Origin of the sequence: Marinomonas pontica (assembly GCF_026191375.1) — a bacterium.
Lineage (GTDB): Bacteria > Pseudomonadota > Gammaproteobacteria > Pseudomonadales > Marinomonadaceae > Marinomonas > Marinomonas pontica.
The window spans coordinates 1-22,910 of the sequence record NZ_JAODTL010000058.1 but is presented as its reverse complement, the minus strand read 5'-3'; the positions used below and the strand labels follow the sequence as shown (position 1 = coordinate 22,910).

At 47.7% G+C, this 22,910-nt stretch carries 24 protein-coding genes and 2 pseudogenes; 15 read left to right on the top strand and 11 right to left on the bottom strand.

Going from position 1 to position 22,910, the window contains the following annotated elements; genetic code table 11:
* Positions 1 to 53 precede the first annotated feature (53 nt).
* The 3 genes from N5P32_RS17170 to N5P32_RS17160 all read left to right on the top strand — a co-directional run bounded on the left by N5P32_RS17170 (position 54) and on the right by N5P32_RS17160 (position 1,495).
* On the top strand, positions 54 to 608 hold the full coding sequence (locus N5P32_RS17170; RefSeq protein ID WP_265730231.1) for a gamma carbonic anhydrase family protein: 555 nt from the start codon (positions 54 to 56) through the stop codon (positions 606 to 608).
* 66 nt (positions 609 to 674) lie between these two features.
* On the top strand, positions 675 to 1,307 hold the full coding sequence (locus N5P32_RS17165) for an RNA polymerase factor sigma-70 (RefSeq protein ID WP_265730230.1): 633 nt from the start codon (positions 675 to 677) through the stop codon (positions 1,305 to 1,307).
* Positions 1,304 to 1,495: a zf-HC2 domain-containing protein gene (locus N5P32_RS17160; RefSeq protein WP_265730229.1), complete on the top strand. Its 192-nt coding sequence runs from the start codon at positions 1,304 to 1,306 to the stop codon at positions 1,493 to 1,495. The genes N5P32_RS17165 and N5P32_RS17160 overlap by 4 nt, the downstream gene beginning before the upstream one ends.
* Here the strand turns inward: N5P32_RS17160 and znuB are convergent.
* From znuB to N5P32_RS17115, 9 genes are all read right to left on the bottom strand, one after another.
* On the bottom strand, positions 1,492 to 2,283 hold the full coding sequence (znuB, locus tag N5P32_RS17155) for a zinc ABC transporter permease subunit ZnuB (protein ID WP_265730228.1): 792 nt from the start codon (positions 2,281 to 2,283) through the stop codon (positions 1,492 to 1,494). The two genes, N5P32_RS17160 and znuB, sit on opposite strands and share 4 nt — an antisense overlap.
* Positions 2,284 to 2,323: 40 nt before the next feature.
* Positions 2,324 to 3,112, bottom strand: coding sequence for a zinc ABC transporter ATP-binding protein ZnuC (znuC, locus tag N5P32_RS17150; protein ID WP_265730227.1), 789 nt, complete (start codon positions 3,110 to 3,112; stop codon positions 2,324 to 2,326).
* On the bottom strand, positions 3,109 to 3,603 hold the full coding sequence (locus tag N5P32_RS17145; RefSeq protein WP_265730226.1) for a Fur family transcriptional regulator: 495 nt from the start codon (positions 3,601 to 3,603) through the stop codon (positions 3,109 to 3,111). The genes znuC and N5P32_RS17145 overlap by 4 nt, the downstream gene beginning before the upstream one ends.
* Positions 3,603 to 4,532: a nickel/cobalt transporter gene (locus N5P32_RS17140; protein WP_265730225.1), complete on the bottom strand. Its 930-nt coding sequence runs from the start codon at positions 4,530 to 4,532 to the stop codon at positions 3,603 to 3,605. Before N5P32_RS17140 ends, N5P32_RS17145 begins: the two co-directional genes overlap by 1 nt.
* A gap of 109 nt (positions 4,533 to 4,641) precedes the next feature.
* Positions 4,642 to 5,253, bottom strand: a complete 612-nt coding sequence (locus tag N5P32_RS17135) for a MarC family protein (RefSeq protein ID WP_265730224.1) — start codon at positions 5,251 to 5,253, stop codon at positions 4,642 to 4,644.
* A 36-nt stretch (positions 5,254 to 5,289) separates the two neighbouring features.
* On the bottom strand, positions 5,290 to 5,907 hold the full coding sequence (locus N5P32_RS17130) for a LysE family translocator (RefSeq protein ID WP_265730223.1): 618 nt from the start codon (positions 5,905 to 5,907) through the stop codon (positions 5,290 to 5,292).
* 58 nt (positions 5,908 to 5,965) lie between these two features.
* On the bottom strand, positions 5,966 to 6,526 hold the full coding sequence (locus N5P32_RS17125; protein WP_265730222.1) for a DUF1007 family protein: 561 nt from the start codon (positions 6,524 to 6,526) through the stop codon (positions 5,966 to 5,968).
* An 83-nt stretch (positions 6,527 to 6,609) separates the two neighbouring features.
* Entirely contained in the window at positions 6,610 to 7,323 is a 714-nt protein-coding gene (locus N5P32_RS17120) for a phosphotransferase (protein WP_265730221.1), read from the bottom strand.
* 19 nt (positions 7,324 to 7,342) lie between these two features.
* Positions 7,343 to 7,504 (bottom strand): hypothetical protein, encoded by a 162-nt coding sequence (locus N5P32_RS17115; protein ID WP_265730220.1) that lies wholly within the window; start codon positions 7,502 to 7,504, stop codon positions 7,343 to 7,345.
* A 245-nt stretch (positions 7,505 to 7,749) separates the two neighbouring features.
* On the opposite strand from N5P32_RS17115, the gene N5P32_RS17110 reads away from it, so the two are divergent.
* From N5P32_RS17110 to tnpC, 5 genes and pseudogenes are all read left to right on the top strand, one after another.
* Positions 7,750 to 8,865: a GGDEF domain-containing protein gene (locus N5P32_RS17110; protein WP_265730219.1), complete on the top strand. Its 1,116-nt coding sequence runs from the start codon at positions 7,750 to 7,752 to the stop codon at positions 8,863 to 8,865.
* Between the two features lie 131 nt (positions 8,866 to 8,996).
* Positions 8,997 to 11,742 (top strand): annotated as a pseudogene (gene polA / locus N5P32_RS17105) (DNA polymerase I).
* Between the two features lie 28 nt (positions 11,743 to 11,770).
* Positions 11,771 to 12,757 (top strand): Abi family protein, encoded by a 987-nt coding sequence (locus N5P32_RS17100; RefSeq protein ID WP_265730218.1) that lies wholly within the window; start codon positions 11,771 to 11,773, stop codon positions 12,755 to 12,757.
* Positions 12,758 to 13,441: 684 nt separating this feature from the next.
* On the top strand, positions 13,442 to 13,666 hold the full coding sequence (gene tnpB / locus N5P32_RS17095) for an IS66 family insertion sequence element accessory protein TnpB (RefSeq protein WP_265730237.1): 225 nt from the start codon (positions 13,442 to 13,444) through the stop codon (positions 13,664 to 13,666).
* A 26-nt stretch (positions 13,667 to 13,692) separates the two neighbouring features.
* Positions 13,693 to 15,237 (top strand): IS66 family transposase, encoded by a 1,545-nt coding sequence (gene tnpC, locus N5P32_RS17090; RefSeq protein ID WP_265730217.1) that lies wholly within the window; start codon positions 13,693 to 13,695, stop codon positions 15,235 to 15,237.
* 264 nt (positions 15,238 to 15,501) lie between these two features.
* Here tnpC and N5P32_RS17085 read toward each other — a convergent pair whose 3' ends face one another.
* On the bottom strand, positions 15,502 to 15,720 hold the full coding sequence (locus N5P32_RS17085; RefSeq protein WP_265730216.1) for a hypothetical protein: 219 nt from the start codon (positions 15,718 to 15,720) through the stop codon (positions 15,502 to 15,504).
* Between the two features lie 122 nt (positions 15,721 to 15,842).
* Between N5P32_RS17085 and N5P32_RS17080 the strand changes: the two genes are divergently transcribed.
* Together N5P32_RS17080 and N5P32_RS17075 are read left to right on the top strand one after the other, a co-directional pair.
* Complete coding sequence (locus tag N5P32_RS17080; RefSeq protein WP_265730215.1) at positions 15,843 to 16,685, top strand: alpha/beta fold hydrolase; 843 nt, start codon at positions 15,843 to 15,845, stop codon at positions 16,683 to 16,685.
* The gene (locus tag N5P32_RS17075) at positions 16,682 to 17,590 is read left to right on the top strand and encodes a GGDEF domain-containing protein (RefSeq protein ID WP_265730214.1); all 909 of its coding nucleotides are present in this window, start codon (positions 16,682 to 16,684) and stop codon (positions 17,588 to 17,590) included. Before N5P32_RS17080 ends, N5P32_RS17075 begins: the two co-directional genes overlap by 4 nt.
* A gap of 248 nt (positions 17,591 to 17,838) precedes the next feature.
* On the opposite strand, the gene N5P32_RS17070 is transcribed toward N5P32_RS17075, so the two are convergent.
* Positions 17,839 to 18,501 (bottom strand): NAD(P)-dependent oxidoreductase, encoded by a 663-nt coding sequence (locus N5P32_RS17070; protein WP_265730213.1) that lies wholly within the window; start codon positions 18,499 to 18,501, stop codon positions 17,839 to 17,841.
* A gap of 83 nt (positions 18,502 to 18,584) precedes the next feature.
* Between N5P32_RS17070 and N5P32_RS17065 the strand changes: the two genes are divergently transcribed.
* The 5 genes and pseudogenes from N5P32_RS17065 to N5P32_RS17045 form a co-directional block, all read left to right on the top strand.
* Entirely contained in the window at positions 18,585 to 19,493 is a 909-nt protein-coding gene (locus N5P32_RS17065; RefSeq protein ID WP_265730212.1) for a LysR family transcriptional regulator, read from the top strand.
* A gap of 40 nt (positions 19,494 to 19,533) precedes the next feature.
* A complete protein-coding gene (locus tag N5P32_RS17060; RefSeq protein WP_265730211.1) occupies positions 19,534 to 19,683 on the top strand; it encodes a DUF2256 domain-containing protein in 150 nt (49 codons plus the stop codon).
* A 114-nt stretch (positions 19,684 to 19,797) separates the two neighbouring features.
* Positions 19,798 to 19,932 carry a hypothetical protein gene (locus N5P32_RS17055; protein WP_265730210.1) on the top strand — a complete coding sequence of 45 codons (135 nt, stop codon included), beginning with the start codon at positions 19,798 to 19,800 and terminating at the stop codon, positions 19,930 to 19,932.
* 97 nt (positions 19,933 to 20,029) lie between these two features.
* The gene (locus N5P32_RS17050) at positions 20,030 to 21,958 is read left to right on the top strand and encodes a B12-binding domain-containing radical SAM protein (protein WP_265730209.1); all 1,929 of its coding nucleotides are present in this window, start codon (positions 20,030 to 20,032) and stop codon (positions 21,956 to 21,958) included.
* 367 nt (positions 21,959 to 22,325) lie between these two features.
* Positions 22,326 to 22,910, top strand: a pseudogene (locus N5P32_RS17045) (hypothetical protein); the annotation flags it as partial.

Genomic DNA, 22,910 nt, shown 5'->3' with positions numbered 1-22,910 from the left:
CCTTCATTTATTAACGCAATGAATTGGCGATAACACCCTTTAAGCGAGTATTTATGGTGATGAAATCTTTCCGTGGCAAAACACCACAACTAGGCGACCGCGTTTGGGTCGATGACAGCGCAGTGATTATTGGCGATGTGAACATTGGTGAAGACAGCTCCGTCTGGCCTTTGGTGGCCATTCGTGGCGACATGCATCGTATTCGTATTGGTGCTCGAACCAGCATACAAGACAATTCCTGCTTGCACATTACTCATGCCAGTACCTACAAGCCAGAAGGTCACCCTTTGGAAATTGGCGACGACGTGACTGTCGGTCATATGGCGATGTTGCATGGTTGCACCATTGGCAGCCGAGTTTTAGTTGGCATGGGAACCACCATTCTTGATGGCGCGGTGATTGAAGACGAAGTCATCATCGGCGCTGGCTCCTTGGTGCCACCGGGCAAGCGCTTAGAAACGGGCTTTATGTACATGGGCTCTCCGGTAAAACAAATCCGCCCATTGAACGACAAAGAAATCGAATACTTCCAGTACGCAGGACTGAACTACGTCAAACTCAAAGACGAATACCTTGCGGAAGCACACGCTCAAGACACCCAAAAATAACATCACCAAAGTGTAAGATAGCCAACGGGAACGCCGTCTAACTATCTGATACCCTGCGAGGTATAAATGACGAACATGAACCTCGCTGTTGAGATGGAACCTTCAGCAGCAAGCCACGTCTTTCATGACACGGCTTTTATCGATGAGTTGCGCCTGCAAATGTTGAAATTTGCCACCCTGCAGGTGCGAGACAGCCAATTAGCGGAAGACGCCGTACAAGAAGCCATGCTATCGGCGTATCAGAACATTGATCGTTTTGCTCGCCAAGCCGCGTTTAAGACTTGGGTATTTTCTATCTTAAAGAACAAAATTATTGATTTATTGCGTAAAGAAAAACGCCACACGTCAGCCAGCCAACTAGAAGAGGGTCCGAACCTAAGCGGCGATGCGCTCATTGAACATTTGTTCGAGGAAAACGGCCATTGGCAAAAAGATGAGCGTCCCAAAAAATGGGACCAACCGGATCACGGTGTGGAAAACGCGCATTTTTGGAAAGTTTTTGATGCTTGTTTGAATGCGCTGCCCGCCAAATACGGTCGATTATTTATGATGCGCGAGTTTCTCGAAATGGACACCAGCGAAATTTGCCATAATGAAGACGTATCCGTCAGTAGTCTGAATGTCACCTTGTACCGCGCGCGTTTGCGTTTACGAGAGTGCTTAGAAGATCACTGGTTTCAGAAGGAGACCGCCACATGATGAAGTGCAAACAAGCGACCCAGATGCTATCGGAAAAACTGGATCGCCCATTAAGCGCAAAAGAGAAAATTGCCCTAACAATGCACACGGCGATTTGCACACCGTGTCGTCAATTTGGCAAGCAAATGGAAGACATTCGCGCTATGTCAAAGTCATACGCAAAGAAAAAAGAGTCCGACAGGGACTAACGCAGGCGTTTAAACGGCAGAGTGTAAGCTACCAAAAACAACATCGCCGCGCACACTACGACACTTGGGCCTGTTGGCGTATCCCAACGATAGGACGCCCATAGGCCACCGCACACAGACAAGCAGCCGATCACACTCGCGATTGACGCCATCTGTACCGGTGTTTGCGATAACTTACGTGCCGTGGCGGCTGGAATAATCATCAAAGACGTGATCAACAATACACCGACGATTTTCATCGCCACCGCAATCACCAAAGCCACCAGCAACATCAACAACAGACGAATCGCTTCAACAGGATACCCTTCCACTTTTGCCAGTTCTTCGTTCACCGTCACAGCCAACAACGGCTTCCAAAAGATCACCAACAGCGTAATGACCGCCAAGCCGCCACTGTAAATCCAATACACATCGGTTTGGCTAATCGCTAACAAATCGCCAAATAAATACGCCATTAAATCAATGCGGATATTATCGAGAAAGCTCACCGCCACCAACCCTAGCGACAGCGCGGAATGCGCCAAAATCCCCAGTAAGGTATCGGTCGCAATAATGTGTTTCTTCTGCAAAGTGACTAACACTAACGCCAAACCAACGCACAACACGATAATGGCAAGGTTCAAATTGATGTCGAATAAAAAACCCAAGGCCACACCCAACAGCGCCGAATGTGCCAACGTATCGCCAAAATACGCCATGCGTCGCCACACCACAAACGCCCCTAACGGCCCTGCGACAGACGCCACTCCCAATCCGCCTAACAAGGCTCTGAGCAAAAGATCTAACATGGTATTACCAACTCCAAAACAGGGCTAAATCAAGACACATTTAATGATGATGACAATGGGAATGATCGTGGGCATGTGCATCGCCCTCGTCCGCTAAAATGCTGCCGTGTTCGTCATGAACATGATCGTGCTGATGGGCATAAATCGCGATGGATTCGTCAGCACCTGGCACACCAAACAAAGCCTGATACGCAGGGTGCCCAGTAACATGTTGTGGGCTACCCGAACAGCACACATGCTGATTGATACACACCACGGTGTCTGTCTTCGCCATCACCAAATGCAAATCGTGAGACACCATCAACACGCCGCAATTTAGCTCGTTACGAATGCTTTCGATCAGGTTGTACAGCTCCACTTGGCCATTCACATCCACGCCTTGCACAGGCTCATCCAATACCAATAAATTCGGCTTATTCAACAAGGCCCGCGCCAACAATACTCGCTGAGTTTCGCCGCCAGACAACACATGCACTTGCGACTGCAACAAATGCCCAATGCCCACTTTTTCGAGGGTTGGCAGAATTTGACGTTTATCCACACCGCGTACCAACGCCAAGAAATGCTTCACCGTTAATGGCAAGGTTGGATCGATGTGCAGCTTTTGCGGCATATAGCCAATGCGCAGCGTTTTATGACGAACTACCTTGCCGGACGTTGCTTCTTGCAAACCGAGCAAGGTACGAATCAGCGTGCTTTTGCCGCTGCCGTTCGGGCCAATCAGCGTCACAATTTCACCTTCGCTGATGGTCATATCAATGCTTTCCAACAAAACGCGTCCATCAAACGCGATGCCTATTTTTTCAAAGGCAACCAAGCGCTTATTCATGCGTTTTCTCCCACCGCTTGGGCCTTACATTTCGCGCACAGCCCCGTTAGCTCAATGGTTTCCGCACGCAGTTCAAAGCCCTGTTGAGCGGCCTTTTCGATCAGCGCCGCGTGAATGTCTTGGTAATCAAATTCCATGACATTGCGGCATTCATCGCAAATTAAAAAATAGCCTTTGTGAACCTTATCCGCGTGAGCGCAGCCAAGGTACGCATTCATCGATTCCACCTTGTGAACTAAGCCCGCCGCCAACAAAAAATCCAACGCACGATACACAGTCGGAGGCGCAGAATTAAACCCCTCTTCGGCCAACTTCGCCAACAGCTGATAAGCACCAAGCGGACGATGGCTTTCCCAAATTAGTTCCAAGGCGCGTCGACGTACTTTGGTTAATCGCTGCCCTTGCTCCGCGCACAAGGCTTCCGCCGTCGCTAAAGCCGTTTCAATACAGTGATTGTGGTTATGATGCTGATGTGAATTATCATGATTCATTAAAAAGCCCTTCCTGCATTGTCTAAGTAACTCCAAATCATCGAAGTACTGATGATGATCAAAGCAAAAGCCGCGACAAAACCAAATACACGCGACACACGCTGTCGAATCACTTGGTGCTCACGACTTAACGCAAAACCGGTGTCACGAACAAACACGCTCACGCCTGCCAATGCCGCCACCGTGATCGCCGTACCCAACGCCATCGCAAACGTTGCCACCAACCCCCAGACAAAAATGCCCGCGCTTAACGAAAACAACAACACCAAAATCGCCCCAGTACAAGGACGAATACCCACCGCGGCCACCATCGCCCAGATACTTCGACGGGCGGTTTTCGCCTCGTCGGCATGATGTGCACAGCAAGCATGGTCATCAGAATGGGAATGGGAATGACCGTGAGCATGGTCTTCAGCAGAATGATCGTGACCACAGCCAGACTGGCCACGTAATAAACGCACCAGAATCCACACACCAATCAAACCAACGGCAGCAAAACTCGCCACTTCAAAGAAACGACTGATTTGCATGGCTTTTCCCGCCAAAGAAAACACTTGGCTCAGCACCACAATCACCAACACCGCCATCACCGCCTGAACGCCCGCACACAGAAAAGCCAAGCTAATGCCACGTCGTAACGGCGCTTTGCTCGCTAACATATACGCAGAAATCACCGCTTTACCGTGACCAGGCCCAGCCGCGTGAAACACACCATAAAAGAAGCTAGTAGAGACTAATCCCCACAACAAAACCGGACTGCCGCCCTTACTGATGGAGCGCACCAACGACACCAATTCACGATGAAACGTGGCCTGTTGAGCGATAATCCACTGAATAAAATCTTGATACGCCGCAACGTCCATCGCGGCATAAAGAGGTGAGCTGAAACCGATAAAAGTCAGCAATAAAAAAACGACGTTCTTGGCCATGATTGGCTATCACCGAGATTGACTATAATTTTGTTATGATATAACAAGTCATACCCAAGGAGAAGCCAAAGCCTAGAAACGTCGTTTTTAATGCACTAAAGTGAAACGGTTAGTGCGTTACGGGCTGTAAAAACCCCATCACACCGCTCATGAAGATCTGCGCCGCCATGGCCGCCAAAATCAAACCTGTGATTTTCGACAATACGTTCAACCCCGTGCGCCCCAGCATCTTCTCAATCAAAGAGCCGGAATACAAAATGATCGCCAAGGTTCCCAACGCCAACAACAAACCGCACAGACCAATGAATAATTCCAAGCCTTGCAACTCAGCACCATACACCAAAATGGTACCTATGGTCGCAGGCCCAATAATGGTCGGCACCGCTAATGGCACCACAGAAATATCATCGCGCTCTTCGCTTGGCATGCCCACCGCGTGGTTTCTTGTACCGTCACGCACCAAACTCAGCGCCGACATAAACAGCAAAATACCAGAACCAATACGGAAAGAATCCAGCGTAATGCCCAACACAGCGAACAAACTGCCGCCAAAGAAAAGCAACACAATAGAGATTGCCACCGAGGCAATAATGGCTTTGTTCGCAACCTGTTTGCGTGAAGACGATGACTCACCGCGCGTTAACGCCAGAAACATCGACAGCACAAAGAAAGGCGCGAAAAGGAAAAAGAACTTAATCCAAGTCGAAATCAATAAACTCATTTTAGCGAATTACCAAAGAAGCACCCAGCCACGCGATCAGCGCTGACTTAATGCGAGTTTTACACCAAAGCCCAACAGCAATACGCCCGTTAGACTATCCAAGACTTGCGCCACTTTTGGTCGCGCCAGCCAGACTCGCGCTCTATGAACCATAAGCGCCAGAAACGTTTGCCACACCATCGCAATGATAAAGTGAAGTGAGGCCATAAAAAGAGATTGAGCCAAGGCAGAATGGCTTGGATCGATAAACTGTGGCAAAAACGCCATGTAAAAAATAATCGGCTTTGGATTCAATACGTTTGATAAAACCCCTTGGCGAAAACTTCCCCATGCTGTGAATGCCTTAGGATTCTTGGCGTCTTTGAACGTCATGCCCATCGGTTTCATCGCGCTACGAATGGCCTGCACCCCCAAATACACAAGGTAAGCCGCGCCCACCAATTTAAAGGCTGTGAACAAGCCTGCCGAACCCAGCAAAATAACCGATAACCCCAGCGCCGACACGGTCGCGTGAGCAAACAGCCCCATGCAAATGCCCAAACTGGTCAAAAAACCCAACCGCCAACCGCCTGACGCGGCGTTGCGCATCACAATGATTGTGTCCACACCCGGGCTCATCGTCAGCACCGTAATCGCAGCTAAAAGGGCAACCATTGAAAATGTTCTAACATGTGCTTGTACCTTTAAATAAGACGGCTCAATAGGGGTAACACTAAGATCGGCAGGTCAAATCCACCCACACCGCAACGGATGTTTCCGTGGCTTCACGTTCTACAGGCGTACACGCTTCAGACAATACGCCAGACAGACGCACCAAACCTTCTTCCAAAGGTTCCATGGCGAAATACAATTCATCATCGCCAAACGCAAGGCTTAACGTCGATGCTTCCAAATTCACTGGCGCAGGTAATGCAATGCCAAGGCGAATCCACAACATTTGGTCACGAATACGAACATCCACAACATGCACTTGTTCTGGCACCAAGTCCGCGCCATCTTGCTTCATCTTGATAAAAAAACCGTAATTCTCAAAGCTCTTCAACACTTCGATCATGTCGAGCTTTTCTTGACCGGTAAATTCACCATCGCCATCGACATCGTATTCCGCAATCAAACTGGTCGACGTAAACAGGTCTAATTCCCATGTCGCTTCTAGGCGGTTAATATTGGCTTGATCGACATCGACGCGATATTGCGAATCCACCCAAACATGCGGATGTGCCAAGGCCACACCAGACATCATCATTAAGCAACAAGATAACCAAAAGCGCATCACAGATTTCCTTTTATAACGACGGCACCAAATTCGGTGTATAACGCACTCGTGCTTCTAAAACACGCTGAAATTCAAGCGGATCATGCTGCTGCGCACAAACGCTCAGGATCGTGTTTTGCGCCGTGCCACGCTTCTAAACGGGACAGCCAAAAGCGCAACGCCGCGATCTTCAACATATGAGGCCACGCCAGCATTTCTTCTGAGGTGGCTTCTCGTTCGTGCAAATAGGCTTTCACCAAGGCTTTGTATTTGGTGTTGTCTAGCTCGCCCGTTGTCATGTCCGAACACCAGTCGTTTACCACAATCGCCAAATCGTACATCACCCAAGAATGACAAGCGTTGTAAAAATCGATAATGGCAGACAGTTTATTGCCTTCAAACAAGGTGTTGTTGTAGAACAAATCCCCATGAATGGTGGTTTTTGGCAAATCTGGGTGTTGCGCAATAAAATCATCAAACTCAGCGATTTGCGACAACAATAATTGCGCTTGTTCTGGCTCTAATTCACCAGCAATGGCTTGACTGGTTTTGTGCCACCACGCCACTCCACGATGGCTGTCGCGATGTTCAGGGAAATCTTCACCGGCAATGTGCAGCTTCGCCAAGGCTTCCCCCATCAATCGACAAGACACTTCGTCCGTGCCTTTTAGTTCACCGCCGGGAAAGCAATCCACAATAATGGTCGGACGCCCATTCACTTCACGCAGACGCTCACCATGAATATCAATCAAAGCCGCAGGCACGTTAAACCCTTTGTGTTTCAAATGCGCGACAACATCCAAAAAGTACGGCACTTCTTCTAAATCAAATTCTTCAAAACAAGGTCACCACGTACTTGCCTGTGGTGGTGGTCAAAAAGTAATTGGTGTTCTCAACGCCACCAGAAATACCTTGGAATGAAACCAGCTCGCCTAAGTAATAATCCGCCACTAAGGCCCGCATGTCTGAGTCAGAAAGGGATGTGTAAACAGCCAAGTTTTGCTACCTAATTTGTGATCAAAAAGATGATGCGATTAAGAAAACGCCTATGCTCCACAATAAGCCGCAAAAGGTCAATTCGAAGTCGAGCAAATCGCCCTATTCTGTGCACATTTTATCGACCTCAACACCCACTATTAACACCCAAGACACCTTACGAAACATAAACTCACCAAGATAAAACAGAGTAATACCGCGAAACTGACTATTATTTAACCAGACACATAACCTTGAATTGCGTAATGAACACAACCAGCCACCAAAAAAACATCGTCAAATCCGCCGTCTATCGGCTGCTTATCGTATCTATTTTCAGCTACGGGTTTTGTGCTGTGTTTTTTAATATTTACCCAACCCAATTTGCTATCGACTCTCTACAGCCTGCGATCACCAGCCTGTTGTGTTTGCTGCTGTTGTTATATTTCCATCAGAAACCGCTGACCAGAATTCGCAAAACCACCAATATATATACGGCCATCACGATGTTGACCTTCACTCCAGCCACCTTTTATTTCACGCACGGGGCATGGCAAGGTGATATTCGCTTTATCGAAAGCTATCCACCAATTTCAGGCATGATTGTTTTAACATCGACATTGGTGATGTTAATGCTGCCCAAAAAATACGCCAAATTGGCGGCGTTAATTTGGGCACTAAACGCCCTGCCTGTTCTGCATTATCTGTTTACGCATCCGGAGGAATTACATACTACGCGCGGCTATGACTTGTTGTTTATTTTCGGCCCAGCCAGCTTATTGATTTTTGTCATCATTCCGTATCAGCAAAGCATGCGTGAGCAAATGGAAAAGATTTCTTATGATCTAACACGTTATAAGCTTCACGCCGATCGAGACTTTTTAACTGACACGTTAAATCGACGTGGATTAGACAGTTGGTTGACCCGAAACCATCAACTGGAATCGATGGGGCTGTTGCTGATCGATGTGGATTACTTCAAAAATATCAACGACCGTTTCGGCCATTCTACTGGCGACCATGTTTTGGTTGAAATCGCCTCGCGTCTGCGCACCGTGTATCACGACAATCATTGTTTGGCGCGCTGGGGCGGTGAAGAATTTATTTTGGTGGTCGCCAATCCAACACCCGCCACGCTGAACAAATTGGCCGCAGATTGCCACATGGTGTTTCGTCATATTCCCTTTCGTACTGTGGGCAAAGTCACCACCAGCATCGGCGTGTCTCGCATTGCCGGCGCCCAAGATTTCGACCAGCTCATTGAAGAAGCCGACCAAGCCTTATATCACGCAAAAGAAAATGGCCGCGATCAAGTGGTCATGTTCAGTGAGATGCAACCGCAACTGTCCGAAAAGATGAAACGCCTCATGAAGTTGGATTAAACCAATACGCTAGTTTCGTTTATGCCGAGTTTTGGCTGTAAAAATCCTCGTAAGTGCTTAGAATAGACCTCATATTTGCCGATTCACAAAGAGGTTCTATTTTGGCTACGGATTCTACAACACAAACACCGATGATCTTGGTAGACGGCTCGTCTTACCTTTACCGAGCATTCCACGCGATTCCACCGATGCACACCAGCGACGGCCACCCAACCAACGCCACGCGTGGGGTGATCAGCATGATCCGCAGCCTCATCAAAACCTACCCAAATTCCCCCATGGTCATCATCTTCGATGCCAAGGGCAAAACCTTCCGCGACGACATTTACAGCGAATACAAAGCGCACCGTCCACCCATGCCAGACGACCTACGCCCACAAATCGAACCGATTCACCGCGTGGTGGAAGCCATGGGCTTGCCACTGGTCATCATCGATGGCGTAGAAGCCGACGACGTGATCGGCACCATCGCCAAACAAGTGGGCGAACAAGGCCGTGAAGTGGTGGTTTCCACGGGCGATAAAGACATGGCTCAGTTGGTTACCGACAAAGTCACCCTTGTGAACACCATGAACAACACGGTTATGGACATCCAAGGCGTGAAAGACAAGTTCGGCATTCCGCCTGAACTTATTATTGATTACCTCGCACTGATGGGCGACAAAGTCGATAACATTCCAGGCGTACCGGGCGTAGGCGAAAAAACCGCCCTTGCCTTGTTGCAAGGATTGGGCAGCATCAAAGACATCTACACCCGCTTAGACGAAATCGCTGATTTGGGTTTCCGTGGTTCTAAAACCATGAAGCAAAAAATGGAAGACAACAAAGAAATGGCGGAGTTGTCTTACACCTTAGCCACCATCAAATGCGACGTAGAACTGCCCTTCGATCCTCAAGAATTGAAAAACGGCGAAGCCGACTTAAAGAAACCCTACGTGAATGGTTCACCAAGCTGGAGTTCAAAACCTGGTTGTCTGACCTAGATAAAGCGCCAAGCGTCGAAACCGCCAGCGACACCGTTCGTCTTCCTCAGAGCAAAATGGCCAAGTGGAAACACCGGTAAAATCCAACATCGAAGCCAACTACGACACCGTCTTAGACAAGACAGCTTCAACACATGGCTGGAAAAATCCAAGCCGCTGAGCTGGTTGCCTTCGATACCGAAACCACCTCGCTGAACTACATGGCCGCCGAACTGGTTGGCTTGTCCTTCTCGGTAAAAGCTGGCGAAGCGGCTTACGTTCCTGTCGCCCATGACTACGAAGGTGCGCCAGAACAACTGGACCGCGACTGGGTGCTAGAACAACTGAAACCTTGGTTAGAAGACGACAGCCAAGCCAAAGTCGGCCAACACCTAAAATACGACGCCAACGTGCTAAACAACTACGGCATCACCTTGCGCGGCATCGCTTACGACACCATGTTAGAATCGTACGTCTACAACTCGGTCAGCTCTCGTCACGACATGGACACCTTGGCGAGCAAATTCCTTGGTCACACCAACGTGAGCTTTGAAGACATCGCTGGCAAAGGCGCAAAACAAAAAACCTTCAACCAAATCGATCTAGAAGTCGCCGCTTTCTACGCCGCGGAAGACGCCGACATCACCGTGCGTTTGCACCAAGCGATTTGGCCGAAAATCGAAACCACGCCAGAACTCGTCAGCATTTTCAAAGACATCGAATGTCCGCTAATTCCGGTCTTGGCGAAAATGGAACAAACCGGCGCCTTGATTGATCCGAGCTGCTTCATGCCCAAAGCGCTGAAATCGCAGGCAAGCTACAAGAGCTGGAGATCAAAGCCCACGAAGAAGCGGGCGAAAGCTTCAACCTAAGTTCGCCAAAACAGCTGCAAGTCATCTTGTTCGAAAAGCAAGGCTTGCCTGTGATCAAGAAAACACCAAAAGGCCAACCATCCACCGCTGAACCTATCTTGCAAGAACTGGCGCAAGAACACGAACTGCCTCGCTTGATCATGGAACACCGCACTCTGTCTAAGTTGAAATCCACTTACACCGACAAACTGCCAGAAATGATCCAAAAAACCGGCCGCATTCATACCTCTTACCACCAAGCCATTACCGCGACGGGACGTTTGTCTTCGACCGATCCAAACTTGCAGAACATTCCGATTCGTTCTACTGAAGGTCGTCGTATTCGCCAAGCCTTTGTCGCGCCTAAAGGCTACAAGCTGGTCGCGGCCGACTATTCGCAAGTCGAATTGCGCATCATGGCTCACTTATCGCAAGATCCGGGCTTATTAGACGCCTTCACCAAAGACGCTGACGTGCACAAAGCCACCGCCGCGGAAGTCTTCGACGTCAGCCTAGAAGACGTCACCACAGAGCAACGCCGCCGCGCCAAAGCCATCAACTTCGGCTTGATCTACGGCATGTCCGCCTTTGGCCTCGCGAAACAGCTCGGCATTGGTCGCCCAGAAGCCGGCAAATACATCAAACGCTACTTCGAGCGTTACCCAGGCGTACAGCAATACATGGAAAACACCCGCGAAAGCGCGAAAGAAAAAGGCTATGTAGAAACCATCTACGGCCGCCGCTTGTACTTGCCAGACATCAAAGCGAAAAACGCCATGATGCGCCAAGCCGCCGAACGCACCGCGATCAACGCCCCGATGCAAGGCTCCGCCGCCGACATCATCAAACGCGCCATGATCAACATGCACGACTGGCTAGCAGAAACCGACCTAGACGTGAAAATGATCATGCAAGTACACGATGAACTCATCTTCGAAGTCGCCGAAAAAGACCTTGATGCGGCACAGAAGAAAATCGTCGACATCATGCAGAATAGCAGCCAAATTGACGTGCCTTTGCTTGTAGAGGCTGGGGTTGGGGGTAACTGGGACGAGGCGCATTAAAAATAACATTTAAAAGCAAGGATGCTTTATGAAATACCAAAAACCTTGGAAATCCTTTGAAGAGCAACTGAGATTGCTCAAAGTTCGTGGAATGAACATTGGTGAACCTAATCAGGCTCGCTCATACCTAGAGCGAATTGGCTATTATCGGTTAAGCGCATATTGGTACCCATTTCGTACCTTCCAATTAGAGATGAATAAACAGAACAATAAACTCGTTCTGAAAGCGCAAGATGATTTTTATAAAAACACCCACTTTTTAGATGCCGTTAACCTATATCTATTTGATAAATCTTTGCGCCTGAGTCTCACCGATGCACTAGAAAGAATCGAAATCGCGCTTAGAGTCGATATGGCCTACTTACTTGGTACTAAAGATGCTTTTGCATACCGAGACAAAACTCTCTTCCACCCCACATTTGCCAATAAAAAGTTTCGTGGTAAACCTGCCTTCGAGGCATGGCAAGAAAAGTACTCGGGATTACTAAAGCGCTCTAAAGAAGACTTCGTAAAACACTTCCATACGCGATACCCAGGCGAAGACCTACCAATATGGATAGCGATCGAAATTTGGGATTTTGGCTCCATGTCTCAGCTTTTTTCGATGATGCAAACCAAAGATCAGGCACAAATTGCTCAGAAATATGGAGTACAAGATTTCTCTGTATTCGCCAGTTGGCTAAGGTCACTAAACTACTTAAGGAATATTGTTGCTCATCACAGCAGACTTTGGAACCGCAACATCATTGATCAGCCTAAACTACCAAACCTTGGTCAGATCGAATGGTGCGATAACTTTATCGGAAAGCAAGACTTGATCGCTAAGCCATTTCTACTTATCGCGATTGTAAGACACCTTATTTTAGGGATTTGTCCAAATACTCATTGGCATATCAGGATAGAGCAGATGCTAGAGAGCTTTCCTGAACTAAAATCAGATAAAACCTGCTCGATTAAAGACATGGGTGCACCAGAAAACTGGCAAGAATGGTGGACACAAAAAACCCCCGCGTAAACTCCGAAGAGCCAAGAGGCAGGGGCCGTGTTAAATGCAATACTAAAACACTCGCTAGCTTTGCGCAATGTTATAAACACATTGAAACATGTTCTCAGAACCTTTTACGGCATTGTAAGCGCCTATGACAGCCCCCCTCTGAACAATCATTGCGACTTTTTAACAAACATAAAAAAAGAGCAAGACAAATGCTCTTTTTTAAAATGAAAAATGATAGTTCGTGGCAGCCCTTTAGCTCTTTGGGGTCAGGGTGACTAAACAATGTTTAGTCTAACCATCAACAATGATGTCACCGGCGAATCATTGGTAGCGTGAGAACATATGGACAATCCAGTAATGAGTCATATGTTAAGCCCTTCTAAATGATCAATTTTAGTACTGACACCAACGTATTGCAACCGACAATAAACAGTCTGTGATAAAGAGCCTTGGGGTAGACTGTAAGATAACCAAGATAGTTTGATCGTAAGCGTGCGGCAAACCACACATTTTAATCTTTCCCAAACCCCTTAAAGTCTGTTGTCTTTTAAATAGGAGCAACAGACTCATGTTTACTGCATCTTCCCAGCTTAACGTTACACTGATTTGTGGGCCTACCGACATGCGTAAAGCCATTGATGGGCTTTGCAATATCGTCGCCTACGATCTTGAAAAAGAACCTTGTAGTGAGAACATTTTTGTCTTCTGTGGTCGAGCCGTGACAAGATCAAAATATTGCAGTGGTCTAATAATGGTTTTTGGTTGCATTACAAACGATTGGAAAAAGGCTCTTTCCAATGGCCTGGCATTGAGGATGAACATTTATCGCGGCACATATCCCATCGACAACTTAATTGGTTGTTGGATGGTTTGCCTCTTCACTCTAAAGAGGCTCATCCGCATTTAACCTATCGATATCATGACGAATAACCCATTAGGTTGGTATAATCCAACCCATGAAAATGCTTCCAGAAAACTTACCCAATGACGTTGAGTCACTCAAGGCTATCTTGCTTGAGCAAGCTCGGCTATTGGGTGAAAAAGACTCGCAGCTTGCACAGTGGCAATCGAAATACACGTTCATTTTAGAGCAGTGGCGTTTGGCGCAGCAAAAGCAGTTTGGCAAAAGCTCGGAAACCTCACCTGGGCAAGGTGAGTTGTTTGATGAAATGGCGGCCGAATCTGATGTCATCGACACGGAGACTGAAACGCAGACCGTCTCTTACACTCGCTCGAAACCTAAGCCCCTGCCAAAGGATTTACCTCGCGAAACGGTTGTACTGGATATCGCTGAGTCAGACAAAGTCTGCTCATGTTGCCAAGGTGCACTTCATCGCATAGGTGAAGACCGTTCTGAAAAGCTTGATTTTATCCCGGCTCAACTCAAGGTCATCGAAACGGTTCGCCCTAAATACGCGTGCCGTGAGTGTGAGAAAACAGGCACTCAGAATGCGATTAAACAAGCGGCTGTGCCACCGAGCATTATCCCCAAAGGCATCGCGACGCCAAGTCTGCTGAGTCAGATTATCACGGGTAAATTCCAATACAGCTTACCACTCTATCGACAAGAAACCTTATTTAAGCAATCCGGTATCGAGTTGAGCCGACGAACCATGTCAGATTGGATGAAAAAATGTGCCGATGCCTTAGAGAAGCTTTATGAACGGCTGCATCAAGAATTACTGAAACAGTCCGTCATCCAAGCGGATGAAACCACCCTCAATGTGATCAAAGAAGCTCGTTCGAAATGTTACATGTGGGTGTATTGCACAGGCAAAGATGCCCCAGACAAACGCAATCCGATCCCGAATATCGTCCTATACGATTACCAACCGACACGAAGTGGGCAATGCGCCGTCGACTTTTTACAAGGCTTCGATGGCTATCTTAATGTCGATGGCTACCAAGCGTACGAATCGACCCAAGCCAAGCTGGCTGGTTGCTGGGCACATGCACGTCGTAAGTTTATTGAAGCGGAAAAAGGCATGCCGAAAGGCAAGTCAGGAAAAGCAACGATGGCGATCAATCACATCAAAAAGCTGTACGCTATCGAGACGTTGGCCCAACAGGCTGACAATGCAGAAGCCGCCTTTAAAATCCGTCAGGAGCAAGCGCCCGAAGTACTAGCGAACTACAAAGCTTGGCTTGAAAAGTCAGCTCAACAAGTCCCACCTAAATCTTTATTGGGTAAAGCCATCCAATACAATCTCAATCAATGGGACAAACTTACCGTTTACTTGAGTGATTATCGCATCAACATCGATAACAACCGAGCGGAACGCGCCATCAAGCCCTTCGTGATTGGACGCAAAAACTGGCTGTTCTCCAATACGGGGAATGGTGCAAAATCCAGTGCAACGCTTTACAGCATAATAGAAACAGCCAAAGCCAATGGGCTTATCCCGTATGATTACTTAGGAAGATTGTTTGAAGAGCTGCCGAGAAGAAAAGAAAACGATGACATGGAAGAATTATTGCCGTGGAATATCAAGCTGACTTAAGATTGAGAATAAAGATAAAAATCTTCCCGCTGCATCCATGCAGCCTTGAATCTTCCTGAAAAGAGACAGAGCCTCCGTCCTGGAGGCATAGGTAAATCCATTTACCCTCTGTCAAATCTTAAATTATTACAATCACGTGTCAGATACAAGTTTTATGGCAATAAAAAATTGACGCTGCCTATGTGTGGTTTACCGCACGCTTACCGTTTCCCAGTGCCATATCTGAATGCGTAGCGGATTAAACAATTGGGGTCAGATGAAAATTCAACCCATCTGGCTCGGTTTGCTACCGCGCTTTCGTGGCATCACTCGCCTACCTGTTAGCCTCTCGATCTGCTCTTTGAAACGTTCGTTTCCCAGTGCCATATCTGAATGCGTCGCGGATCGAATCCATACGAGCTCTTCTTCTGGGATGTGGTATTTAAATAAGGCTTGGTAACGCTTCGCTCGCGTTTCTTGCTGACGGCTAAGCTTCACTGGCAAAACTATAAATCTTCTATTTTCATCTGCCCAATTTCACCAATTTTATAAAAAGACTTGCCCTTTTCTGATAATGTGCTTTAGATAACATAAGCTGTGCTAATAATGAAAAAATAGGGCAAATTATGTTGATAACATCAAACTCTTCCACCAATAACATTGACGTTATCCAGCGTAACAACGTCAAAATTTCTGGACAAGGAAACCAAGCGATTGTTCTGGCCCACGGTTTCGGGTGCGATCAATCCATGTGGAGTTATCTACTCCCTCACCTAGAATCCAACTATACGGTGGTCTGCTTCGACTATGTGGGCAGCGGCCAATCTCAATTAAGTCTTTACGACCCTGAACGCTACACTAAGCTCGAAGGCTATGCCCTTGACGTAATCGAATTGCTTGAGGGTTTGTCGATGTCCTCTGTCATCTTCGTGGGCCATTCGGTTAGCAGTATGATCGGCTTATTGGCATCGTTAAAACGCCCAGAATTGTTCGCATCGTTAATTATGGTTTGCCCTTCACCCTGCTTTTTGAATATTGGCGAAGAATACCAAGGGGGATTCGAACGCGAGGATTTAGAAGAGCTGATCAACCTAATGGATAAAAATTACATTGGGTGGGCTAATTATCTGGCTCCATTTGTCATGGGCACAGGTCACAGCGAAGAATTAACAACACATCTTACTAACAGCTTTTGCTCAACGGATCCCACATATTCTAAGCCATTCGCTAAGGCAACCTTCTTTTCCGACTACCGCCACTTGCTTAGCGAATCAAAGCACCCTTGTTTAATTTTGCAGAGTGAAAACGACTCCCTAGCATCCTTAGACATCGGGCAGTATGTTCACCAACATTTACCTCACTCGTCGCTGGAAGTAATCCACGCAACCGGACACTGCTTACACATGACGCATCCAGAAACTGTCTCAGTCTATATCGAACGCTTTATTACTCAGCAGGCCAAGAAGTGAAGCCACCGTCTTTTCCCTGTGGATTGTTAATCAGTGATTTGAGAACGAGAAAAATCGAGTACGCTAATGACTTCTTTGCGGAACGCTTTGGTTTCGCCCCTTTAGAATTATCGGGGAACGACGTGGCAAATTTATTCACTAAAGCTAGTGAAATCCTATTTGAAAGCTACCTTTACCCCTCTTTAATCAAAGAGGGGTTTCTTGATGAAACGCAGGCAGTTATCCTGACGGCAAACAAAACACGAACGCCAGTCACGCTTAACACTCGCCTCTCTCATGACGATAAAGTCTATTGGTCTCTGTTCATATCAGAGAAACGGGATAAGTTGTATCAAGAGCTGATCACCACGCGGGACGAATTAGAACAACAAACCAAAAATCTAACCAAACTCTCTAGCGTAGACGATCTCACCGGTCTGCTGAATCGGCGTGAAGCTACGCGTCGAATACACGATTTAATGGGCGAAGCGAGTTATCTGCACCCACTGACCATATTGTTGATCGACATTGATCACTTTAAGAAAGTCAACGACACCTATGGACATCAAACAGGCGATCTAATATTAAAGCAGGTTGCTCAACGTCTTGAGGCAAACTTTCCGGAGAATCACGTTATTTGTCGATGGGGTGGTGAAGAGTTTCTCATCGCTTTAGCAAATACCGATATGCAAACCGTCATCATGTTTGACAAAACATTCCACCAAGACCTGCATCGCGTGACGCTAAATGACTATCATCTCAAGGTCAGCATCGGTGTCGCAGAATATACAGGGCAGCATTTAGAAATCACCTTAGAACGGCTCATTCATCAAGCCGATATCGCCTTATACGAAGCAAAAAACAGCGGTCGCAACAAAACCTGCTTCTTCAGACAGTTAGGGATAGATGAAAATCACGCCTTCTAATCCTGTTATCTTACGCGCTTTCTTGGCGTCACTCGCCTACCCGTTAGCTTCTCGATCTGCTCTTTGAAACGTTCGTTTCCCAGTGCCATATCTGAATGCGTCGCGGATCGAATCCGTCCGAGTTCTTCTTCTGGGATGTGGCATTTGAATAAAGCTTGGTAACGCTTCGCTCGCGTTTTTTGCTGGCGGCTAAGCTTGAGCTAAAGTTCATGTGGTTGCCAAAGTTTTCTATTTTCATCTGCCCCAATTTAGCAACTCGCAATAGCGGGCGCGGTTTGTATCAGTTCGTCTTTCTCAATAGCAGCGACCATGAATTTGGCGAAGTCGATGCGACGCACTAGGTTGTGTGCAATGCGTTCATCCCCTACGTGTTCCGCCCAAATAGGCATTCCTTGGCTTTCACCTTCTTCTAGATCACAGCCGCGTACGACGGTCCAAGGTTGTTTTGAGGCAAATATGGCATTAGTCGCGCGAACTTGATCAGCAATGTCGGCGATGCGTAACCAGCGTGCTAATTTTTCAAAGACGGCGACGAAACATTTTAGTTTGAAGGAGTACTGGTCTTTGCCATCACGGCTGATGTGCCAACCGCATGAGAAGATCAAACGTGCATTGACTGGGGCGAAATCCAGCACGGCCTTGGCGGTATTCGTGGCATAGCCATTGACACCCCAAGGCGCTAATACGGTTAACACCGCATCGACCTTGGGCAACAAAAGTCCCAATGCCTCACGGTCGTCGGTATAAGCGGGCACGATTTGGATTCGGTCTTTCCATTGTTCCAATTTTCCCACACTCTGAGGTCGACACACTGCGGTTACTTGGTAACCCAGCAAGAGAGCTTCTTCGATCATGTATCTTCCCAGCTTGCCCGAGCCGCCTATAATGGCAATGTGTTTGGTTACCGTCATTTTATCTACCTGTTCGTTTTTGTATGGATAAAGTCTAACGGGGTCGATATGCTATTAAAATCACCCAAAATCAAAGAGCGGATATGCGTATTTGTATGGCGAATCAATACGAGCAATTAGATTGGAATGCGTTAAAAGCGTTTCTTACCGCCGCACGAGAAGGTTCTTTTTCAAAAGCGGCCAAGCACATAGGCGTGACTCAACCCACCCTGAGCCGTCAGATTTACAACCTTGAAAGCGCGCTTAACGTCACGCTGTTTGAACGCCTTAGCACAGGCTTAGTCTTGACCGACGCTGGGCAGCATTTGCTAGAATTCACCGCGCCAATGGGCATGGCCGCGCAACAAGTGAGCTTGGCAGTGTCGGGGTTGTCGTCCGACTTGGAGGGCGAAGTCAGCCTGTCTGTCAGCGAAATAGACGCGCTGTTTCGGCTGCCCGCGATCACGGCTTTTCTAAGAGAACACGCGCCCACGATCCGGCTGACCATTCATGTCAATAACAGCATCAGTGACCTCAAACGCCGTGATGCTGATATCGCCATACGAAGCTTTCAGCCAACCGAGCTGGATTTGATTGCTCGTCGTTTGGTCGACGAGCCCATTTGGTTTTATGGTTTACCTGACACGGTGGCTCGTTATGGCTCACCCGCACAGCCAAAAGACCTTGGGGCGGTGGAAATCATTGGTTTTGAGCGAGAAGGCGATCTCCTCCGTCGCTTACATGCCTTGGGCTGGCCATTAACGGAGCAGCACTTTCCCATCGTCACGCCGTTTCAAGGACTGCAATGGGAATTGGTCAAAAAGGGCTTGGGCTTGGGGCTGTTTCCCCAAACCATTGGAGACAAAGAACCCAGCTTCGTGCGTGCGTTTGAGCATTTTGGCGCTCCTATTACGGTACCTTTGTGGCTTGTCACGCACCGCGAGTTACACACCAACCCACGAATTCGCAAAGTGTTTGATCTGATCACTCAATGGTTTCAGGAATACGATTAGCACGATTGAATGTAACCATGTCGGCCTAAAAGAGGCGCTTATGGCTCACAAGAAAAACCATTTACCCGAAAAAATATGCCCCGTTTGCCAGCGGCCATTTGTGTGGCGCAAAAAGTGGGAGCGCGATTGGGCACAAGTAAAATACTGCTCCGAGCGTTGCAAACGCCAAGGTAAAAAGCAGGCCATTTAGCAGGATGGTTTATACTGTGGTAAATCACAGGCCAGAGCGCCTGACTCATCCTATTACGAGATCCTAGATGGCAAAACGTAGACACGGTATTTACAAAAAAATATGGCGGCTCATTTGGCGGTATTATTACCCAGCCCACGCACTCGGAACCCCAATGATTTGACCTATTATCTTCGCCAACGAGTCGACTGGGTTGAAGTTCAAATGCAGCAACTCGGAAGCGGTTATCTCACTGCGATTTTGGATTAAAACGAGAACATAGCCAGATCATTTTTTGAGGGTGGTGGCCTCTTTTAAATGCTAGAATCCGCCCTATTCCGATTAGGTATTACTTTAAAGGCACGCTATGACCGTTCTTCTGATGACCCCTCCCATGACGCAACTGAATACGCCCTATCCTGCGACGGCGTATCTGACAGGCTTTTTGCGCTCTCGGGGCTATGAGGCGGTGCAGCGCGATCCGGCCATTGAATTGTTTCTTGAAATGATGACCGCGCCCGCGTTGAACATTATTCGCCAGCATGTGGAAGACAATTTCGAGTCTTTCGAAGACGATGAATTACCCGATGTGATATACACATTTTTGGCGGAGTTCGACCGATATCGCCTCGCGGTAGAACCTGCCATTCGCTTTTTGCAAGGCAAAGACCCCAGTCTTGCATTGCGTATTATTTCTCGCCGCTTTTTACCAGAAGGCCCTGCGTTTGACGCCATTGCACAAATGGAAGCCGTGTCTGGCGATGTGCTAAAAAGCGCGTTCGGCAATTTAGGTGTTCAAGACAAAGCCAAGTATTTGGCGACCTTGTTTATCAACGATTTGTCCGCGGTCATTACCCAAGGCGTCGATCCGTATTTTGAAGTCAGCCGTTACGGTGAACGTCTGGCAGCGGCAAACCCTAGCTTCGACAACTTGTACGACACCCTAATGGGCGAGCCCAGTTTTAGTTCTGAAATTCTCGAACAATTGGTCGAACAATATCTGGAAGAAGCCCAACCCAGTGTGGTCGCTTTAACCGTGCCCTTCCCAGGCAACATGCTCGGCGCGTTGCGTATCGCGCAAACCTGCAAAGCCATTAACCCCGATCTTCCTGTGGTGATGGGCGGCGGTTTTGTAAATACCGAACTGCGTGCGCTGAAAGATCCTCGCGTGTTTGAATTTGTCGACTTTATCTGTCTCGATGATGGCGAACGCCCGTTTATGACCTTGCTGGAATTTTTTGACGGCAAGCGTGAAATCGACGAGTTAGTGCGTACTTACTTCCTTGCAGAAGACGACAAGGGTGAGCCCTACGTTCACTACAATGAAAACGCCGACTTGCACGATATTCCGCAAACCGATGTGGGCACGCCAATTTACGATGGTTTGCCATTAACGGAATATTTGTCCTTGTGCGAAATGCTTAACCCCATGCACCGTATTTGGAGCGATGGCCGCTGGAACAAGCTGACCATTGCCCACGGTTGTTACTGGCGCAAGTGCAGTTTTTGCGATGTCACATTGGATTACATCGACCGTTACGACGCTGCGGGTGCCGACATTTTGGTGGATCGGATTGAAGAGTTGATCGAAGAAACCGGACAAACCGGCTTCCATTTTGTCGATGAAGCCGCACCGCCCAAAGCCCTGTTCGCCTTAGCAAGACGTTTGATCGAGCGGGGCGTGGTCATCAGTTGGTGGGGCAATATCCGTTTCGAAAAAACCTTCACGCCCGAGCGCTGTCAATTATTGGCGGATTCAGGGTGTATCGCGGTGAGCGGTGGTCTGGAAGTCGCGTCCGATCGATTGCTAAAACTGATGAAAAAAGGTGTCAGCGTCGAGCAAGTCGCTCGCGTAACCAAAGGCTTTAGCGACGCCGGCATTTTAGTACACGCTTATTTGATGTACGGTTTTCCAACGCAAACGGAACAAGAATCCATCGACGCTTTAGACATGGTGCGTCAAATGATGGAGCATGGCTGTTTCCAATCGGCTTATTGGCACCGCTTTGCCGCCACGGCTCACAGTCCGATTGGCATTCACCCTGAAGAATACGGCATTACGCTGGCCGAGCGCCCAGAGATATTGTTCGCAGAAAACGATGTGGATTTCACCGACCCAACCGGAACCGACCACGACATGATCGGCGAAGGTCTGCGCAAAGCACTCTACAACTACATGCACGGCATTGGTTTTGATCAACCTATGCACTTTTGGTTCGATAAACCCGTGACGCGCACCTTAGTGAAAAAAGACCTGATTTCCAGAGCGATAAACGACCTGATTACAAGCGACTAACAAAACTCAAACAGATTAATCCAGATAAAACCGTCTATTTTTTGTGCAATACTAATACAGTTAAAGAAACATGACGGCCTTGAGGTGCGGTTTGCTATTCCGAAACACGCACGCCATTTACCTGATCATAATCACGATCTTTATCACTTTAAATGGTTCTGCATTTGCCTCGGAAAATCATTTTCCAAGAGTAAGTGTTACGAACCAATCCGACGTGGATCTCTATATTCGTGTAAACGGAGTTGAAAAGGTCATCTAGGGCAGTCGTTACTCCTAACCTTACAGGCTTCTCACTTTTCCCTGTCTTTATTTTATAAGGCGGTGTGTTACTCTGATTACTCGATAGCTGGATGCTAGGAGAGTTGAATTGTTTAAACCAAGCTATTTTTTATTGGTCGCAGCGGTTTTTGTTTTGTTGGTGATTAAGACCAGCAATGTGTATTTTCAGTTCGCGTGGGCATGGTTCGCCCTGTCTTTTTTCACCGTCAGTCTTGCCTACCTTCTTAATAAACCGACTATTTTTCGCAAACGTTCCGACGGTACCGTGCCCGTTTATATTCGTTGGGTATTTATGCCGTTTTTGTGGAGCACCCAGCTTTATAACAGCTGGGCAAGAAGCACGGATTCGGTACCGGCATTGCAAAAAATAGACGATGGTCTGTTCTTGGCACGACGCTTATTTCCTTCTGATATGCATGAAATAAAAAGCGAGAACATCGGCGCCGTTTTAGACGTGACCGCTGAATTTAGCTCTTTAAATTGGGTGTCATACCAAGCCGATGTGGACTACTTGAACATTCCGATTCTGGATCATTCGGTGCCTTCGGATACGCAAATTCAGCGCGCTCTAAACTGGATCCACACTCACCGCAAAACCCGGACGCTCCGTGGTTATTCATTGTGCTTTGGGTCGTGGCCGATCCGCCTTTATGATGGCGGCGTATTTATTAAT

Bases quoted from the DNA above. Each gene is read 5' to 3' on its own strand.
- znuB (WP_265730228.1), bottom strand. From the start codon at position 2,283: ATGTTAGATCTTTTGCTCAGAGCCTTGTTAGGCGGATTGGGAGTGGCG.
- N5P32_RS17160 (WP_265730229.1), top strand. From the start codon at position 1,304: ATGATGAAGTGCAAACAAGCGACCCAGATGCTATCGGAAAAACTGGAT.
- N5P32_RS17100 (WP_265730218.1), top strand. From the start codon at position 11,771: ATGAAATACCAAAAACCTTGGAAATCCTTTGAAGAGCAACTGAGATTG.
- tnpC (WP_265730217.1), top strand. From the start codon at position 13,693: ATGAAAATGCTTCCAGAAAACTTACCCAATGACGTTGAGTCACTCAAG.
- N5P32_RS17165 (WP_265730230.1), top strand. From the start codon at position 675: ATGACGAACATGAACCTCGCTGTTGAGATGGAACCTTCAGCAGCAAGC.
- N5P32_RS17170 (WP_265730231.1), top strand. From the start codon at position 54: ATGGTGATGAAATCTTTCCGTGGCAAAACACCACAACTAGGCGACCGC.
- znuC (WP_265730227.1), bottom strand. From the start codon at position 3,112: ATGAATAAGCGCTTGGTTGCCTTTGAAAAAATAGGCATCGCGTTTGAT.
- N5P32_RS17140 (WP_265730225.1), bottom strand. From the start codon at position 4,532: ATGGCCAAGAACGTCGTTTTTTTATTGCTGACTTTTATCGGTTTCAGC.
- N5P32_RS17070 (WP_265730213.1), bottom strand. From the start codon at position 18,501: ATGACGGTAACCAAACACATTGCCATTATAGGCGGCTCGGGCAAGCTG.
- N5P32_RS17130 (WP_265730223.1), bottom strand. From the start codon at position 5,907: ATGGTTGCCCTTTTAGCTGCGATTACGGTGCTGACGATGAGCCCGGGT.
- N5P32_RS17110 (WP_265730219.1), top strand. From the start codon at position 7,750: ATGAACACAACCAGCCACCAAAAAAACATCGTCAAATCCGCCGTCTAT.
- N5P32_RS17065 (WP_265730212.1), top strand. From the start codon at position 18,585: ATGCGTATTTGTATGGCGAATCAATACGAGCAATTAGATTGGAATGCG.
- N5P32_RS17060 (WP_265730211.1), top strand. From the start codon at position 19,534: ATGGCTCACAAGAAAAACCATTTACCCGAAAAAATATGCCCCGTTTGC.
- N5P32_RS17125 (WP_265730222.1), bottom strand. From the start codon at position 6,526: ATGCGCTTTTGGTTATCTTGTTGCTTAATGATGATGTCTGGTGTGGCC.
- N5P32_RS17080 (WP_265730215.1), top strand. From the start codon at position 15,843: ATGTTGATAACATCAAACTCTTCCACCAATAACATTGACGTTATCCAG.
- N5P32_RS17135 (WP_265730224.1), bottom strand. From the start codon at position 5,253: ATGAGTTTATTGATTTCGACTTGGATTAAGTTCTTTTTCCTTTTCGCG.
- N5P32_RS17050 (WP_265730209.1), top strand. From the start codon at position 20,030: ATGACCGTTCTTCTGATGACCCCTCCCATGACGCAACTGAATACGCCC.
- N5P32_RS17145 (WP_265730226.1), bottom strand. From the start codon at position 3,603: ATGAATCATGATAATTCACATCAGCATCATAACCACAATCACTGTATT.